At 44.6% G+C, this 14,427-nt stretch carries 17 protein-coding genes; 8 read left to right on the top strand and 9 right to left on the bottom strand.

Annotation, left to right across the window (positions count from 1 at the left end; genetic code table 11):
• Window positions 1–21 precede the first annotated feature (21 nt).
• A complete protein-coding gene (locus tag SporoP17a_RS16770) occupies window positions 22–189 on the top strand; it encodes a hypothetical protein (protein ID WP_156890560.1) in 168 nt (55 codons plus the stop codon).
• A 100-nt stretch (window positions 190–289) separates the two neighbouring features.
• On the opposite strand, the gene SporoP17a_RS11075 is transcribed toward SporoP17a_RS16770, so the two are convergent.
• The 3 genes from SporoP17a_RS11075 to SporoP17a_RS11085 all read right to left on the bottom strand — a co-directional run bounded on the left by SporoP17a_RS11075 (window position 290) and on the right by SporoP17a_RS11085 (window position 2,315).
• Window positions 290–490 (bottom strand): cold-shock protein, encoded by a 201-nt coding sequence (locus SporoP17a_RS11075; RefSeq protein ID WP_009766462.1) that lies wholly within the window; start codon window positions 488–490, stop codon window positions 290–292.
• A 192-nt stretch (window positions 491–682) separates the two neighbouring features.
• Complete coding sequence (locus SporoP17a_RS11080; protein ID WP_083034695.1) at window positions 683–1,681, bottom strand: inorganic phosphate transporter; 999 nt, start codon at window positions 1,679–1,681, stop codon at window positions 683–685.
• A 13-nt stretch (window positions 1,682–1,694) separates the two neighbouring features.
• Window positions 1,695–2,315: a DUF47 domain-containing protein gene (locus tag SporoP17a_RS11085; protein WP_083034696.1), complete on the bottom strand. Its 621-nt coding sequence runs from the start codon at window positions 2,313–2,315 to the stop codon at window positions 1,695–1,697.
• A 200-nt stretch (window positions 2,316–2,515) separates the two neighbouring features.
• On the opposite strand from SporoP17a_RS11085, the gene chrA reads away from it, so the two are divergent.
• From chrA to SporoP17a_RS11120, 7 genes are all read left to right on the top strand, one after another.
• Window positions 2,516–3,706 (top strand): chromate efflux transporter, encoded by a 1,191-nt coding sequence (chrA, locus tag SporoP17a_RS11090; protein WP_083034697.1) that lies wholly within the window; start codon window positions 2,516–2,518, stop codon window positions 3,704–3,706.
• 70 nt (window positions 3,707–3,776) lie between these two features.
• Window positions 3,777–4,994 (top strand): multidrug effflux MFS transporter, encoded by a 1,218-nt coding sequence (locus SporoP17a_RS11095; protein ID WP_083034698.1) that lies wholly within the window; start codon window positions 3,777–3,779, stop codon window positions 4,992–4,994.
• A gap of 203 nt (window positions 4,995–5,197) precedes the next feature.
• Window positions 5,198–6,583, top strand: coding sequence for a class II fumarate hydratase (gene fumC / locus SporoP17a_RS11100; protein WP_083034699.1), 1,386 nt, complete (start codon window positions 5,198–5,200; stop codon window positions 6,581–6,583).
• A gap of 84 nt (window positions 6,584–6,667) precedes the next feature.
• Window positions 6,668–7,192, top strand: coding sequence for a PCYCGC motif-containing (lipo)protein (locus SporoP17a_RS11105; RefSeq protein ID WP_083034700.1), 525 nt, complete (start codon window positions 6,668–6,670; stop codon window positions 7,190–7,192).
• A gap of 668 nt (window positions 7,193–7,860) precedes the next feature.
• Window positions 7,861–8,853 carry a GNAT family N-acetyltransferase gene (locus tag SporoP17a_RS11110; protein ID WP_237262312.1) on the top strand — a complete coding sequence of 331 codons (993 nt, stop codon included), beginning with the start codon at window positions 7,861–7,863 and terminating at the stop codon, window positions 8,851–8,853.
• Window positions 8,850–9,524 carry a Dph6-related ATP pyrophosphatase gene (locus SporoP17a_RS11115; protein WP_083034701.1) on the top strand — a complete coding sequence of 225 codons (675 nt, stop codon included), beginning with the start codon at window positions 8,850–8,852 and terminating at the stop codon, window positions 9,522–9,524. Before SporoP17a_RS11110 ends, SporoP17a_RS11115 begins: the two co-directional genes overlap by 4 nt.
• Window positions 9,525–9,585: 61 nt before the next feature.
• Complete coding sequence (locus SporoP17a_RS11120) at window positions 9,586–10,023, top strand: GNAT family N-acetyltransferase (protein WP_083034702.1); 438 nt, start codon at window positions 9,586–9,588, stop codon at window positions 10,021–10,023.
• Window positions 10,024–10,139: 116 nt separating this feature from the next.
• On the opposite strand, the gene SporoP17a_RS11125 is transcribed toward SporoP17a_RS11120, so the two are convergent.
• The 6 genes from SporoP17a_RS11125 to SporoP17a_RS11150 all read right to left on the bottom strand — a co-directional run bounded on the left by SporoP17a_RS11125 (window position 10,140) and on the right by SporoP17a_RS11150 (window position 14,412).
• Entirely contained in the window at window positions 10,140–10,670 is a 531-nt protein-coding gene (locus tag SporoP17a_RS11125) for a YceI family protein (protein WP_083034703.1), read from the bottom strand.
• A gap of 97 nt (window positions 10,671–10,767) precedes the next feature.
• Window positions 10,768–11,358, bottom strand: coding sequence for an alpha/beta hydrolase (locus tag SporoP17a_RS11130; protein ID WP_083034704.1), 591 nt, complete (start codon window positions 11,356–11,358; stop codon window positions 10,768–10,770).
• Between the two features lie 19 nt (window positions 11,359–11,377).
• Window positions 11,378–12,001 carry a flavin reductase family protein gene (locus SporoP17a_RS11135; protein WP_335695485.1) on the bottom strand — a complete coding sequence of 208 codons (624 nt, stop codon included), beginning with the start codon at window positions 11,999–12,001 and terminating at the stop codon, window positions 11,378–11,380.
• A 3-nt stretch (window positions 12,002–12,004) separates the two neighbouring features.
• Window positions 12,005–12,898, bottom strand: coding sequence for a VOC family protein (locus tag SporoP17a_RS11140; RefSeq protein WP_083034705.1), 894 nt, complete (start codon window positions 12,896–12,898; stop codon window positions 12,005–12,007).
• A 22-nt stretch (window positions 12,899–12,920) separates the two neighbouring features.
• Window positions 12,921–13,874 (bottom strand): ring-cleaving dioxygenase, encoded by a 954-nt coding sequence (locus SporoP17a_RS11145; RefSeq protein ID WP_083034706.1) that lies wholly within the window; start codon window positions 13,872–13,874, stop codon window positions 12,921–12,923.
• An 82-nt stretch (window positions 13,875–13,956) separates the two neighbouring features.
• A complete protein-coding gene (locus SporoP17a_RS11150; RefSeq protein WP_083034707.1) occupies window positions 13,957–14,412 on the bottom strand; it encodes a MarR family winged helix-turn-helix transcriptional regulator in 456 nt (151 codons plus the stop codon).
• Window positions 14,413–14,427 lie beyond the last annotated feature (15 nt).

Genomic DNA, 14,427 nt, shown 5'->3' on the forward strand with positions numbered 1-14,427 from the left:
CGGCTACAGGAGTGATATCGAATGAAGGGTAAAACAGTGGCGATTTGGATGGTCGTGGTGTTGATTGTGGCGGTAGTGGGCATTGTGTTATTGGTTCAGGCTACCTTCAAAAATAATCCTACACAAAAGAATCATCAGTCCATGGACAACCAGTCGTATACCGAAATCGGTACGTTCGGCTGGCAATAAACGGTAAAGTAGCTGTCGGGGATCTAGTATTCCCGGCAGTTTTTTGTCGCGCCAAAACAAAAAAACCACTTCCCAAAAGGAAGTGGTTTGTATAGGCAAATTAGTTTTTAGTAACGTTAGTTGCTTGAAGTCCGCGTTGTCCTTGTTCGATTTCGAAAGACACGTCTTGACCTTCTTCAAGAGTTTTGAAGCCATCACCTTGGATAGCTGAGAAGTGTACGAATACGTCGTCGCCATCTTCACGTTCGATGAAGCCGTAACCTTTTTCTGCGTTAAACCATTTTACTTTACCTTGTTCCATGTTTGTTTCCTCCTCGTGCACACTCGTGTACACCTTGTATTACTATCCTTGCTCAATTTCTAAAAAACGGTCGAGATAAAATCGTTGACCAACGTCGAACAAAAATAATTCTTCTTTATCATAACAAGAAAAGGCAGATATAGCAAGTGGAAAGATTAGTTCAATAGAAGTACGCCTTGGATTTTCCTGTTGTTATAGGAAAAGTGTGAATAGTTTATAGACGATTGCGGCCATTAACGCAGAGATCGGCATCGTGATAATCCATGTCAACACAATCTTCTGTGCGACTCCCCATTTCACGCCTCTCAAGCGCTGCGCTGAACCGACTCCCATAATAGAAGAAGAGATTACGTGTGTCGTGCTGACAGGTAAATGAAGTAGGGTAGCGCCGAAAATAATGACCGCGGAGTTCAAATCTGATGCAATCCCGTGGATCGGTCGGATCTTCATAATCTTGCCGCCAACCGTTTTGATAATCTTATACCCACCGATCGACGTCCCAATTCCCATCGCAGTCGCTGCCGCAACCCGTACCCATAGCTGGATATCATCGGTTGTTTGTAATTCTGCTGCTATCAAAGCCATTGTAATAATCCCCATCGCTTTTTGCGCGTCATTCGTACCGTGCGTGAACGATTGAATCGCAGCCGTACCGATTTGCATGTAGCGGATGCGACGGTTCGCTTTAAATAAATTTCGATTCTTTAATACTGTACGTAATAGGGTCATGACAATAAATCCGCCGACCAATGCCATGACAGGAGATAGCAACAGTGCCTGAATGATTTTAATAAAGCCACTGTAATTCAGAATACCAAATCCCGCTGCCGCAATAGCCGAGCCGGCAATGGAACCGATCAGTGCATGTGAAGAGCTGGATGGGATTCCGAAATACCATGTGACCAAGTTCCAAATGATCGCGGAAACGAGGGCTGCCAAAATTACGAGTGAACCATTTTCCAATAAAAACGGATCGACGATATCTTTCGTAATGGTTTTCGCTACACCTGTGAATGTTAGCGCACCGACGAAATTCATCGTGGCGGCGAGCATAATCGCAGTCCGAGGCTTCAGTGCGCGTGTCGATACCGAAGTAGCAATTGCGTTGGCTGTATCGTGGAAACCATTGATGAAATCGAACGCCAAGGCAAATACCACAACGAGAATGGTTAGTATGAGAATCGTATCCATCAGTTAGGACTCCTTACGCGTTACGCATGATGATGGTTTCAATATTATTTGCCACGTCTTGACAAAAATCTGCAGTGTCTTCGAGCAGTTCATACAGGTCTTTCAATTGAATAATGCGGATCGGATCTTTTTCACGAATAAACATTTGCTTGATAGAAGTTCGTAGCACTTCGTCGCAAATTCGTTCGTACTCTTTAATTTGTACTGCATGCGTACGCATTTCGACTAACTTTTTCTTCGTCAGCAATTCCATTGCCAAAACGATTTCATCGGTACTTTTCGTAATGTTGATGATAAACTTCTGCATGTATTCATCAATTTCAATGAGAGAAAACATCTCGAGATTAGCGAGAAAATGCTCCATGCCATCCAGAATATCATCCATTGCAATCGCGATATTCAAAATATCTTCCCGTTCGATAGGTGTCATGAACGATGTATTCAGTTTCGTGATTAATTCATGAATTAACGTGTCACCAGCTGTTTCATATTCTTTCATTTGAATGCTGGCTTTTTTCAAGTCTGAAACAGAATCGACTTTAAAATCATTCGCGTAATGCATAGATTCCTGCACATGCTTGGCGATGTCCAATAACGCTGTGAAAAATGGATCGGGTTTACGTGGTCCTAGCATCTTAATTCCTCCATCTATTGTTGACATCGATAGTGATTACATCATACAAAAACTGCGTTAAAAAAGATAGCGAACAATGTAGAATTTGATCGGAATTTCAATTGTTAAGTTATCGTTAAGTTCTAGTAAATCTATTGAAAATAAATTTTGGCATGAGATGATCGGCAGTAAAGTATTACATAAGCGGAAAGGAGATCAACATGAAGAATGACAAGGCTTTTTCTATAAAAAAGCTAGTGGAATTATTTATCGTATCTCTCAAACTAGGACTGACCTCATTTGGCGGACCCACTGCCCATTTAGGTTACTTCCATGAAGAGTATGTACGAAAACGTAAGTGGATGGATGAAAAAGGGTATGCGGATTTAGTAGCATTAGCACAATTCCTTCCAGGGCCGGCAAGCAGTCAGGTAGGGATGGGAATTGGCGTGGCGCGGGCTGGGGTAGTGGGTGGGCTCGTTTCCTTTCTAGGTTTCACGATGCCGTCCGTAGTGGCATTGATTTTGTTTGCCACGCTTCTAGTAGGTTCAGATGTTAGTGAGGCAGGTTGGCTGCACGGGTTGAAGATCGTGGCGGTGGCGATTGTTGCACATGCGGTACTCGGAATGGCGAAGAATTTGACGCCGGATATTAAGCGAAAAGCCATCGCCTTACTAGCGCTCGTCGTTACACTCTTATGGCAAACGGCTTTTACGCAAGTGGGTGTGATTATACTAGCGGGACTAGTGGGATTATGGTTATTTAAAGTTCATGATTCGCCAGGTACTGATTCCTCGAGATTCCTCGTATCAAAGAAAACTGGAATCATTTGTTTAACACTGTTTTTCACTTTGCTCGGTATGTTGCCGTTGCTTCGAGAACTGACAGGGTCTTACTGGGTTGCAGTATTTGATAGTTTTTATCGATCGGGCGCGCTCGTATTCGGTGGGGGCCACGTCGTTTTGCCTTTATTGGAACAGGAATTGGTACCAGTGGGGTGGATTGGAAGTGAGTCATTCTTAGCGGGTTACGGTGCGACGCAAGCAGTTCCAGGACCGTTGTTTACGTTCGCTGCCTATCTCGGTGCTGTGATGAACGGCTGGCAAGGTGGATTATTCGCGACCGTTGCGATTTTCTTGCCTGCTTTTCTGTTGATCATCGGTGCACTGCCTTTTTGGGACATCTTGCGCAATCATCCAAAAGTCAAAGGAGCAGTCATGGGTGTCAATGCCGCAGTCATCGGAATTTTACTATCCGCGCTATACCATCCAATTTGGACAAGCTCAATTTTACGGGCAGAAGACTTCGCATTGGCAGCCATTTTATTCAGTATGCTAACCTTTTGGAAGCTGCCACCTTGGATCGTCGTGCTAGTCGGTGCGGTAGGCGGAACTTTATTGTCCATATGGTAGAAAGCTAACCCTATACGTTCGCTTTTTGTTATACTAAATGCATTCTATAGAAGAAAAGGGTTATGCATATATGGATACTTCATTACAAAAAAGGATTGCCATGCCAACTGTTTGGCTCGTCGTATTGCTCGGCTCGCTGTCAGCATTCGGACCGCTATCAATGGATATGTATTTGCCGGGATTGCCGATTGTGGCGGAGGACTTAAACGCTTCGACATCGCTTGTCCAATTAAGTCTGACGGCCTGTTTGATTGGCTTAGGCGCAGGCCAGCTTATTTTCGGGCCGTTAAGTGATATATACGGCAGGCGGAAACCGCTCGTCATTACGCTCAGCGTGTACGCTATTGCTTCTGTCTTATGTGCGTTTAGTCCGAACATTTGGATTTTCGTTGCATTACGTTTCGTTCAAGGTATGACAGGCGCTGCGGGAATTGTCATCGCGAGAGCTTGTGCGCGTGATTTATATGTAGGAAATGAATTAACAAAATTCATGGCGATGCTGTCGATCGTCAGCGGATCAGCACCGATTCTTTCACCAATTGTAGGCGGTGTCGTGCTGAACTTTGCTTCGTGGCCAGCGGTGTTCTTATTACTCGGAGTCATCGGTTTGTTCATGTTTTTATCTACGGCATTTTTCTTGCCGGATACATTGCCGGTTGAGGCACGTTCGGAGAGTGGGATGCTCGCAGTCGTCAAGACATTCAGTGGTCTACTGAAGGATAAGTGGTTCATCGGCATCGCCTTAACGCAAGGCTTGATCATGTCGGGCATGTTCGCGTACATAGCTGGATCTCCATTCGTTTTGCAGAATATTTATGGCATTACAGCGCAACAGTTTTCTTTGTTCTTTGCGATGAACGGTATCGGAATCATTACAGCAGCTCAAGTGACAGGTCGACTTTCGGGCAGAATTCATGAGTTGAAATTCCTGCGTGCAGGCGTGTTGCTTTCATTTACGGCAAGTATTTTACTTCTGTTGACAGTCTGGAATGAATGGCCGCTTGCTGTGATTGCGACGGCGTTATTCTTCATGGTATCAAGCGTTGGCTTGGTGTCGCCAGCGGCGTTTTCTCTGGCGATGCAAAGTCAGGGGAAGTCAGCAGGAAGCGCATCGGCGTTTCTTGGTCTGATGCCTTTCATTGGCGGTGCAATCGTCTCGCCACTAGTTGGACTAGCAGGAGACAGCTCGGCTTGGCCGCTTAGTATTATCGTATTGACTTGCAGTACGGCTGCATTGGTGATTTTCTTCACAGTGGTTCGGAAAGCGTTTCGTCTGCAAGGGGTTTGAGTAGAGAGGCTGTTGGGGTAGGGAGTGGTGCTTCGGAGGGGACGCTTTCCTAGAGGGCTCATGGGAAAGCGTCCGCCAGCTGGAGCTTCCGTCCCTTCGTACTCGCCAAGCAACTCCCAATCCTTTTTAATTCAAATTTGCGCGAAAATAAGGCATGATAGAGATAGAGAGTCTGATTATTACTTTGAGAGGTGGATGTAAAGATGGAATATCGTATTGAGCATGACACGTTCGGAGAAATACAAGTACCAGCAGATAAGTTGTGGGGAGCGCAGACACAGCGCAGTAAACAAAACTTTAAAATCGGCGGGGAACGTATTCCGCTTGGCGTAATCCAAGCCTTTGCTCATTTGAAAAAATCAGCAGCGATCGCCAGTCATTCATTCGGCAACCTATCCGAGGTGAAAATGAAAGCTATTACAGCAGCTGCAGATGAGGTCATTGAAGGCAAATGGGACGAGCACTTCCCGTTGGTCGTTTGGCAAACAGGAAGCGGTACGCAATCGAACATGAACATGAACGAAGTACTCGCTAACCGTGGTAATCAGTTGCTGGAGGAGTGGGGCGAGGAAGAGCGTCTGCACCCGAATGATGATGTGAATAAATCACAAAGCTCCAACGATACATTCCCAACAGCGCTACACGTAGCGGGTGTGATTGCGGTAGAACGCGAAGTATTGCCGGCAATCGATCAATTAGCAACAACACTTCAGAAAAAATCCGAAGACTTCACAGATATCATTAAAATTGGACGTACGCACTTGCAAGACGCGACGCCACTGACATTAGGCCAAGAAATCAGCGGTTGGCATAGAATGCTAGAGAAAACACGCAGCATGCTAGAAACTAGTGTCCAAACAATGAAAGAACTCGCAATCGGCGGAACAGCAGTTGGAACGGGACTTAACGCGCCAGCTGGATTCGGTGAAAAAGTTGCGGAAGAGATTTCAAAATCTGTCGGCATCGAATTTACATCTGCACAAAATAAATTCCACGCATTGACGAGCTATGATGAAGTCGTCTATACACACGGCGCACTGAAAGCATTGGCTGCGGACTTGATGAAAGTAGCGAATGACGTACGTTGGTTGGCAAGTGGCCCACGCTCTGGTATCGGTGAAATTACGATTCCAGAAAATGAACCAGGCAGTTCCATCATGCCAGGTAAAGTGAACCCGACGCAAAGTGAAGCGTTAACGATGGTTGTAGCACAAGTAATGGGTAACGACGCAACAATCGGTTTCTCTGCAAGCCAAGGGAACTTTGAATTAAACGTCTTCAAACCTGTTATTATCTATAACTTCCTACAGTCAGCGAAATTACTGGCTGACGGGATGATTAGCTTTAACGACAACTGTGCGGTAGGAATTGAACCGAACCGTGAAGAAATCGACAATAAAGTAAAGAATTCATTGATGCTCGTCACAGCTTTGAATCCACATATTGGCTATGAAAATGCGGCAAAAATTGCAAAGAAAGCCCATAAGGAAGGTACAACGCTGAAAGAAGCAGCACTTTCTACTGGTTTATTGACAGAAGCACAATTTGATGAATATGTAGATCCAAGCAAGATGACAGGCAACTCATAATTGTCATGAACTTGTACGCTTGCTTTTCCCGCAAATCTTGTATACTAATGGCATAACCTCTATATAAAGGAGTCAGGAATATACATGAAAAAGAAGTTACTTGCAGGACTGGCTGCGTTGACAGTAGCGCTTGCGGCATGCGGAAACGATGCTACAGAGAAGCCTGCTGAAGTAGATCCGACAGATGCACGGGCCGAAGCAGGACAGGATCGTGCAGAACATTTGCCGAATGGTGACTTGCAGGAAGTGACCGCTTCAGCGGACATTTTGCCTTCATTCCTAGATGATAAGCCAGAAGATATGCGCATGGTCTATCAAGTGGCGGGCAACGCAACGGACATTTTGGAATACATGCCTTGCTATTGCGGCTGCGGAGATAGTGCCGGTCACAAGAGCAATATGAATTGTTTCTTGGATGAAGTACGCGAAGACGGCTCCGTTGTCTGGGACGATCACGGCACACGCTGCCTAGTTTGCCTGGAGATCGCAGTGAAATCCGTACAAATGAAGCAAGACGGCATGTCCATGAAAGATATTCGTGATGCGATTGATACAGAATACGGTAACGGAGACTATGCGAAACCTACAGATACTCCAATGCCGGTTTGATTGGTTGATTTTTTAGGCTGCAGATTCACTCTTTTAATGGGAGTGAATCTGCAGTTTTTTTGTGTTTGTGGGTTGGGGGTGGGGGGGAGTGCTTTGTGTGGTTGTGCGTGCGTATGCGCTCAATGTTGATGTGTTTTCGTTTATGGTTCAGTGTTTGAGCGCTCTAAGTGGTTGTCCATCAGCCTCGCTCAATGCCGAATCGCTTTCGCTCATAGTTTGGGGTTAAGCGCTCTATATGTGTGCGTATGCGCTCAATGTTGGCGCGTGTCCGCTCATAGTTTGCGGTTGAGTGCTCTATGTGGTTGCGTAAGCGCTCAATGCTGCCGCGTACCCGCTCATAGTTCGATGTGGAGACGCTCTAAGTGGTTGTCCATCAGCTCCGCTCAATGCCGAAGCGCTTTCGCTCATAGTTTTGCGTTAAGCGCTCTATGTGTGTGCGTATGCGCTCAATGCCAACGCGTGTCCGCTCATACTTCGTGGTTAAACGCTCTATATGGTAACGTATCCGCTCAATACCAGCACACATCCGCTCATACCACAACCCCAACCGCCCAACACCACCCCTCCACCCCTCCACCCCCCTAAAAATCACATCGCATCCATGCATTTTATTGGCAACCCAACCGGATGTGGTATAATTTAGTTAAATTAGGCAGGAGGGGATTCTGATGATTCATTTTGTACAATTTGAAGAGCAGTATATACCGAAGATGGCCTCGTTATTGGCGGCGAGACATGTAGATGAACGACAGCGTTTTCCGTTTTTGCAGGAACGTTTTGAGGACATTGAACAAGCAGAGGATCGCTTGCGTGAAGAGTTGGAGAAGCCGTATACAGGGGGTCTCGTGACGTTGCGTGACGACGAGGTCATCGGCTATTTATTATACGAATATCGTCAAGATGTTACGCGTGGGCGTACGGTGTATGTCGGGTATCCTTCGTTTGTCATTCATGAGGACGAGCATCCGAGATTGGCTCGGTTGATGTACACGGAAGTTGGCGCGGAATGGGTGCGGAATGGGTATTTTGAACATGTGATGGATATTCCGGTCGGTAATGATGAATTAATTCTGGAAATGCTGGAGCAATCGTTTCATTTTGAACAGCGCTTTGCGGCGTTGTCACTTGAACACTATCGTGCACAGCCTGGTGAGAATAGTCTCGTGAAGATGAAGGAACTAGTAGGGGACGAGCAAAGAGTTTTGCATAAGATGGCACCGTGGAATAGTTTGCATCAGGCGAAAGCTCCAGCGTGGAAGCCGGTTACGCAAGAAGCGTTGGATGCGGAGCGCGATGTGTTTGCGGCGTATGAGGGTAAAGAAGGCACGCGTAGTTGGGTTGCCGAGCAAGATGGCGTTCCTGTAGCCTTTCATTTATTCACACCGGCGGACGCGCGTCATGCGATGACGACGCCGGATGAGTCGGCAGTGCTTGTGCAGGCCACGACGAATATTGAGATGCGGGGACAAGGGATCGGCAAGTCGATTGCGAACCATAGTTTCACTCAAATGAAAAATGCGGGCTATAAATATGTCATGACGGATTGGTTGACGGCGAATCATTTAGCGTCATATTTCTGGCCTAAACTCGGATTCCGTTCGTATATGATTCGCATGGCGCGTACGATAGATGCACGCATCTCTTGGGCGGACGGACGATGACGGGCGTGAAGTTCGTCACATCGTGGAGTGGCGGCAAGGATTCTGCGCTCGCGGCGTATCGCGCAATCCGAGAAGGAAATACGCCGGCGATGCTATGGACGATGTTTGATAAAGATGAGTCGCATTCCAAGTCACATGCATTACCACTAGAGATCATTCAAGCGCAGGCGAAGCAAATGGACGTTCCGCTGATGATCCGAAAAGCAGATTGGGCTGGCTATGAAGTTCAATTCATTGATGCGATGCGCGTTGCGAGAGCACATGGTATTCATAAAGCAGTATTTGGAGACATTGATTTAGAAGATCATTTGCTGTGGGTACAATCGATGTGCGCCAAAGTCGGTATGGAAACCTATCATCCACTCTGGGAAGAACCGCGACGTACGCTGCTCGAAGAATTCATTGCGGAAGGCTTTGAAGCGTATGTGATTGTGGTCAATACAAAGATGATGCCTGCAGAATTTCTCGGGAGACGCTTTACGATTGAATTAATGGATGAACTCGAAGCACTTGGCATTGATAGTTGCGGGGAGTCAGGAGAATTTCATACGGTTGTCGTCGATGGACCGATTTTCAAGGAACGCATTCCTATGAAAATGAGTGAAACAATCGAAAAAGATGGTTATGTATTTATGAAGTGCGGGATAGAACAGGAAACTTCCACAGACTGAGAGAATGTCTGCGGAAGTTTCTTGTTTACTGAATAAACGTAGAAAAAGGAGTCGGTGTTTGATGAACAGCAAGAGAGTACGTACAGAGGCAGATCTTCAAAAAACTTTTGACATACGAAAAGCAGTATTCGTCCAAGAACAACAGGTGCCGGAAGAGGACGAGTTCGATGAATTTGATGGGTTGAACGGATTATGTGAACATATTTTAGTGGAACAAGAAGGGCAAGCAATCGCGTCAGGTAGATTGAGAGTGGTAGAGGGGGTAGGGAAGTTAGAGCGTATTTGTGTATTGGCTTCTCATCGAGGTCTAGGCGTTGGAAAAATAATTGTTGAAGGCTTGGAGGATGTCGCAAAGGACAAGGAAATCGCTTCCTTAACATTACATGGGCAGACACATGCGGAAGAGTTTTATCAGAAACTTGGATACGAAACTACGTCTGATGTATTCATGGAAGATGGCATACCGCATATTGTGATGGAGAAAAAGTTGGCTCTATAGGTACAAACAGCACCTGTTTTATAGAGAAATGCCCCTGCAGGTAGAAGATACAATCTACCTGTAGGGGCATTTCTTTATGGCATCCGCTCTTTTAGAAAGTGCGGATTTTATGCGGCTCACTTACGTAATTGAATTTCGATATTGATCTTGACTTCATCACTTACGACAACGCCGCCAGTTTCTAGTGCAGCGTTCCATGTTAAACCGAAGTCTCTACGATTAATTTTCGTATTACCTGTAAATCCAGCAGCTTGGTCTCCGCTCATTGGATCCTTCGCCATACCTTCATACGTAACGTTGAACGTGACAGGCTTCGTTGTATCTCTAATCGTGAAGTCGCCCGTTAAGTCATACGTATCTTTGGATGTCTCCTCAATTTTTGTCGCTTTAAATGATAAATGCGGATATTTTTCTACATCGAAAAAGTCAGCTGAACGTAAATGGTTATCTCGGTCGGCCTTGCGTGTATCGATACTGTTGGCCTCAATTGTAAAATCGATGGATGCACCTGTTAAATCTTCTGGATCAGCTTCGATTGTGCCTTGGAATTCGTTAAATGTACCTTTTACGTTCGAAATCATCATATGTCGTACTGAAAAACCTACTGTACTGTGTGCTGTGTCAACGTTCCATATTGCTTTTGTCATATACATCTCCTCCAATAATGGTTGTTATTTTACATGTAGTAACTTCTCTTTTACTAAAACAAAACGTGCTTATTGTTTTTTATTACATAGATCGTGTTTACTTCAACCAGTTTTTCGCTTGCATTGCGACTTCTTGTGTCAGGCTGTGTCCTTTTACCCATGCGGTTGTAACGTTTGCGCCTCTTTCTTCAAATAGACGGATGACGCGCTTGCTTTCGGATTCAGGCACGATCGGATCCCCTTCGCCTAGTGATAGGAATACGTCCACATCGCTGAAGTCATGTTTTTCTTCTAGATCTGCAGGATATAAGGGTGCGAATAAAGCGGCTTTTTTAAGTGTTTCTGGGTGTTTGAGCATCATTTGAATCGCGATATTCGAACCGTTTGAGAATCCGACTAGCACCGTATCTTCCATTTTGAAATCATACTCTTTTGCTTTTTCTTCAATGAATGCATACAGTTCATTGCCGCGGAACGCAAGATCTTCCCAGTCGTAGTGACCTTCACCGTGACGTTTGAAGAATCTGTTCATACCGTTTTCCTGCACATTTCCTCTGATGCCTAACACGTTGTATTCAGGATTGAGTAGTTCGGCAAGAGACACTAAGTCTGTTTCTGTACCGCCTGTGCCGTGGAGCAATACGAATACGGGTGCATCTTTTTTGTTTTCATGGTAAATATATTTCATTACACGCCAACTCCTTTGATTAGTTAACAGGCCGTTCTACTGTGAATAGCTTACCTATTTCCGCGTAATCACTACCGGCAAGTCTGCTTACGGCTTTTAGTTTCAACGGGTCAATATAGCCGTTATGATAAATGGTTTCATCTATGTGATAATGTTTTACTTTCAGCAATAAAACATCTGTAGTGGCGATGTTTTCTTCATTGTAAACGACCAATGAATCGTACAACTCTGTTTCAAACCGTACCTTGGTTTCATTCAACCCTGGAACTTGAACCGCTTTTGAGTCTACTGTTGTAAAACTCGATACATCCAGCTCGCTTTCATCCGGCCCTAGCGGTGCAGACGTCGCATTTGCTGCTTCTACGTTATCCGTATCCACAACTTGGACTACGGCTTCTTTCGTTTCATAAATATTTCTGGCCGTATCTTTCGAATTCCCGTCTACGCGCTGCACGGCGATCGATAACATAGGGGGGTCATAGGTGACGATATTGAAATAGCTGAATGGTGCAATATTAATAATACCCGAATCAGACATCGTAGAAACCAATGCGATCGGTCTAGGAATAACGGAACCAATCAGGAATTTCTTCTTTTCTTTTGCTGTTAGATCTCGTGGAGAGAAATTGAGCATGTTATACATCGACTAGACCTCCAATTTCGGCAGCTGATTTTCGTATTCTCGTCTGTTGTGTTCGTATTGTTCCGGTAATTTCAGCATGGAACCGAGTGATTTTATATCTTCATCGACATCGAAACCTGGACCGTCCGTTGCGAACTCGAACACGACTCGTCCTTTTTCTTTAATGTAGATCGAGTTAAAGTAATTTCTGTCTTTCACTTCGGTGACTTTCAATTGCTCATCAGTCAGTGCAGACTGCCATTCTTGCAATGCATCCTTATGCGGCACGGACCACGCGATGTGGTGGACCGTGCCGATCCCGAATCTCCCGGCAGGCTGCACAGGAGTTGCCGTAATAATATGTTGCTTTTCCTTGCCTACTGTTTCAAAGTGTTGATTTTGATCATTTATATCCAGTTCGTTTAATCCCATAAGGCCGGTAAGAAGTTCTTTTGTGCCTTCCGGATTTTCGGACAATAAAACAGCACCGTGGAAATCGACAATGTCATAATGATCTGTAGCAATTTCGCCTTCGACTAGTGCGAGCTCGAGTCCATGAACATCGTCGAACTCGAGTGTATCTTTACCGAAAAGTTGTGTTATTTCAGTATGGATGTTTTGAGCCGTCAGATACTCTTTCCAATAGTCCATGCTTCCTTTTGGTACTCTGAAAGCAATTCGTCCGACCTGACCACTGCCTTTTCTGCCATGATTCTGATTTGTCCAAGGGAAGAATGTAATGACTGTACCAGGTGTCACATGTTGATCTCCGAAGTACAAATGGTAAACGCTTGGATCTTCAAAGTTTACGGTTTGCTTAATCAGACGAAGTCCCAAAACATCTCTGTAAAATTTCAGGTTTTCATTAGGGTCTCCTACAATAGCTGTAATATGGTGGATCTTTTTAATTGCTTCCATTTATAAAACTCCTTTCAAACGATTATGACCGTGTGGTATCGAACGGGCGAATTTGTGATTCAATATATTCGCGTTTTGGCTCTAGGAACGGTGGGAGTGATAAGTTTTCGCCTAATGTTTCGTATGGTTCATCCGTCATGAAACCTGGACCGTCTGTGGATAGCTCGATCAGAATATGACCGACACGTGTATAAAGTGCTTCGAAGTAGAAGCGGTCTACATGGCCGGAATGTTGCATGCCCAATCCATCGTATTTTGCTTCCCAGTTCTTGATTGCCTCATGGTCCTTTACCCTGAACGATACATGGTGAACCTGTCCATATCCTTGACGACTTTGTGTTGTATGGTCATTTCGTAAGATGACTTGTCCTCCATTGCCGCCTTCACCTACATCAAACAGTGTCACATTTTCTTCTTCAAGAATCGGTTTCATACCATACACATCCGTAAGCATTTTCTTAAAATTTTCGAAATAGCTCACTGTGATTTCAATTGGACCTAAACCGTAAATCGCGTGTTCTTCAGGTACGGGTCCGTTTTTCCAAGGTGTACCGGGTGCTACGCCTTTATTATTTTCATCGGAGAACAGTTGGTATTTCTGTCCGTCCGCTTCTTGGAAAGGGAGTACCTTTTTGCCGAACAACTCTTGAATGCCGTCGTTTTCTACATCAAACTCATTGAAGCGTTCTAGGTAATATTCAAGTGCTGCATCGCTAGGTACTCGTAGTCCGATTCTAGAAATCGAGTTCGTCCCCGCCGTTCCTTTCGGGTTGTTCGGGAAGTCGAAGAACGTCATGTCCGTCCCTGGTGAGCCGATATCATCCGCGAAAAATGTGTGATACGTGTGAATATCATCTTGGTTTACTGTTTTCTTAACTAACCGCATGCCGAGTACGTTCGTGAAAAATTCATAGTTTCTCATTGCGTGATCTGTCATTGCGGTAACGTGGTGAATGCCTAGTAATTCGTTTGTCATGTAATAAAACCCCTTTGTATTTTATAATTAATTGGTATATTACCATTTCGAGATAATAGTTGTAAAAAAACTAGATTTACCATTACATATTCTGTGCATGTAAACCTAATTTTTTCAACTGTGTAATTAATTGTTCTTTTTCTTGTATATCTAGTCCACTAAAAATTTCTTTAATCGCCTTTTTGTGAGGAGGGAAGATCTCATTCATCAATTCCGTTCCATCCGTTGTAATGGACGCATGCGTTACACGTCGATCTTTTGGACAAGGCTTTCTTTTGATTAAGTTTTTCTTTTCTAGTTTATCTACAACGTAAGTGATACTACTACTAGCGATCAATACTTGCTCACCGATTTTTTGTATCGGTTGATCACCTTTACTATAGACTAATTCTAAAACGGCAAACTCTGTTGGATTTAAACCTGAGCGTTTGATATCTTCTTCCACACGTACTTTAATGGATTGTAATGCTCGAGTTAAAACAATAAATGCCTTTAGAGACAAATCTTCTTCATACATTTCATTATTTTGATTGTCCATGACGTTCTCCTTTTA

Origin of the sequence: Sporosarcina ureae (assembly GCF_002082015.1) — a bacterium.
Classification (GTDB): Bacteria; Bacillota; Bacilli; order Bacillales_A; family Planococcaceae; genus Sporosarcina; species Sporosarcina ureae_A.

What these genes read in the sequence shown, in the direction of transcription:
- SporoP17a_RS11135 (WP_335695485.1), bottom strand. Translation starts at nt 12,001, where the DNA reads ATGTATAACATGCTCAATTTCTCTCCACGAGATCTAACAGCAAAAGAA.
- SporoP17a_RS11115 (WP_083034701.1), top strand. Translation starts at nt 8,850, where the DNA reads ATGACGGGCGTGAAGTTCGTCACATCGTGGAGTGGCGGCAAGGATTCT.
- SporoP17a_RS16770 (WP_156890560.1), top strand. Translation starts at nt 22, where the DNA reads ATGAAGGGTAAAACAGTGGCGATTTGGATGGTCGTGGTGTTGATTGTG.
- SporoP17a_RS11140 (WP_083034705.1), bottom strand. Translation starts at nt 12,898, where the DNA reads ATGGAAGCAATTAAAAAGATCCACCATATTACAGCTATTGTAGGAGAC.
- SporoP17a_RS11085 (WP_083034696.1), bottom strand. Translation starts at nt 2,315, where the DNA reads ATGCTAGGACCACGTAAACCCGATCCATTTTTCACAGCGTTATTGGAC.
- SporoP17a_RS11145 (WP_083034706.1), bottom strand. Translation starts at nt 13,874, where the DNA reads ATGACAAACGAATTACTAGGCATTCACCACGTTACCGCAATGACAGAT.
- SporoP17a_RS11105 (WP_083034700.1), top strand. Translation starts at nt 6,668, where the DNA reads ATGAAAAAGAAGTTACTTGCAGGACTGGCTGCGTTGACAGTAGCGCTT.
- fumC (WP_083034699.1), top strand. Translation starts at nt 5,198, where the DNA reads ATGGAATATCGTATTGAGCATGACACGTTCGGAGAAATACAAGTACCA.
- SporoP17a_RS11110 (WP_237262312.1), top strand. Translation starts at nt 7,861, where the DNA reads ATGATTCATTTTGTACAATTTGAAGAGCAGTATATACCGAAGATGGCC.
- SporoP17a_RS11095 (WP_083034698.1), top strand. Translation starts at nt 3,777, where the DNA reads ATGGATACTTCATTACAAAAAAGGATTGCCATGCCAACTGTTTGGCTC.
- SporoP17a_RS11125 (WP_083034703.1), bottom strand. Translation starts at nt 10,670, where the DNA reads ATGACAAAAGCAATATGGAACGTTGACACAGCACACAGTACAGTAGGT.
- SporoP17a_RS11150 (WP_083034707.1), bottom strand. Translation starts at nt 14,412, where the DNA reads ATGGACAATCAAAATAATGAAATGTATGAAGAAGATTTGTCTCTAAAG.
- SporoP17a_RS11080 (WP_083034695.1), bottom strand. Translation starts at nt 1,681, where the DNA reads ATGGATACGATTCTCATACTAACCATTCTCGTTGTGGTATTTGCCTTG.
- SporoP17a_RS11075 (WP_009766462.1), bottom strand. Translation starts at nt 490, where the DNA reads ATGGAACAAGGTAAAGTAAAATGGTTTAACGCAGAAAAAGGTTACGGC.
- SporoP17a_RS11130 (WP_083034704.1), bottom strand. Translation starts at nt 11,358, where the DNA reads ATGAAATATATTTACCATGAAAACAAAAAAGATGCACCCGTATTCGTA.
- chrA (WP_083034697.1), top strand. Translation starts at nt 2,516, where the DNA reads ATGAAGAATGACAAGGCTTTTTCTATAAAAAAGCTAGTGGAATTATTT.
- SporoP17a_RS11120 (WP_083034702.1), top strand. Translation starts at nt 9,586, where the DNA reads ATGAACAGCAAGAGAGTACGTACAGAGGCAGATCTTCAAAAAACTTTT.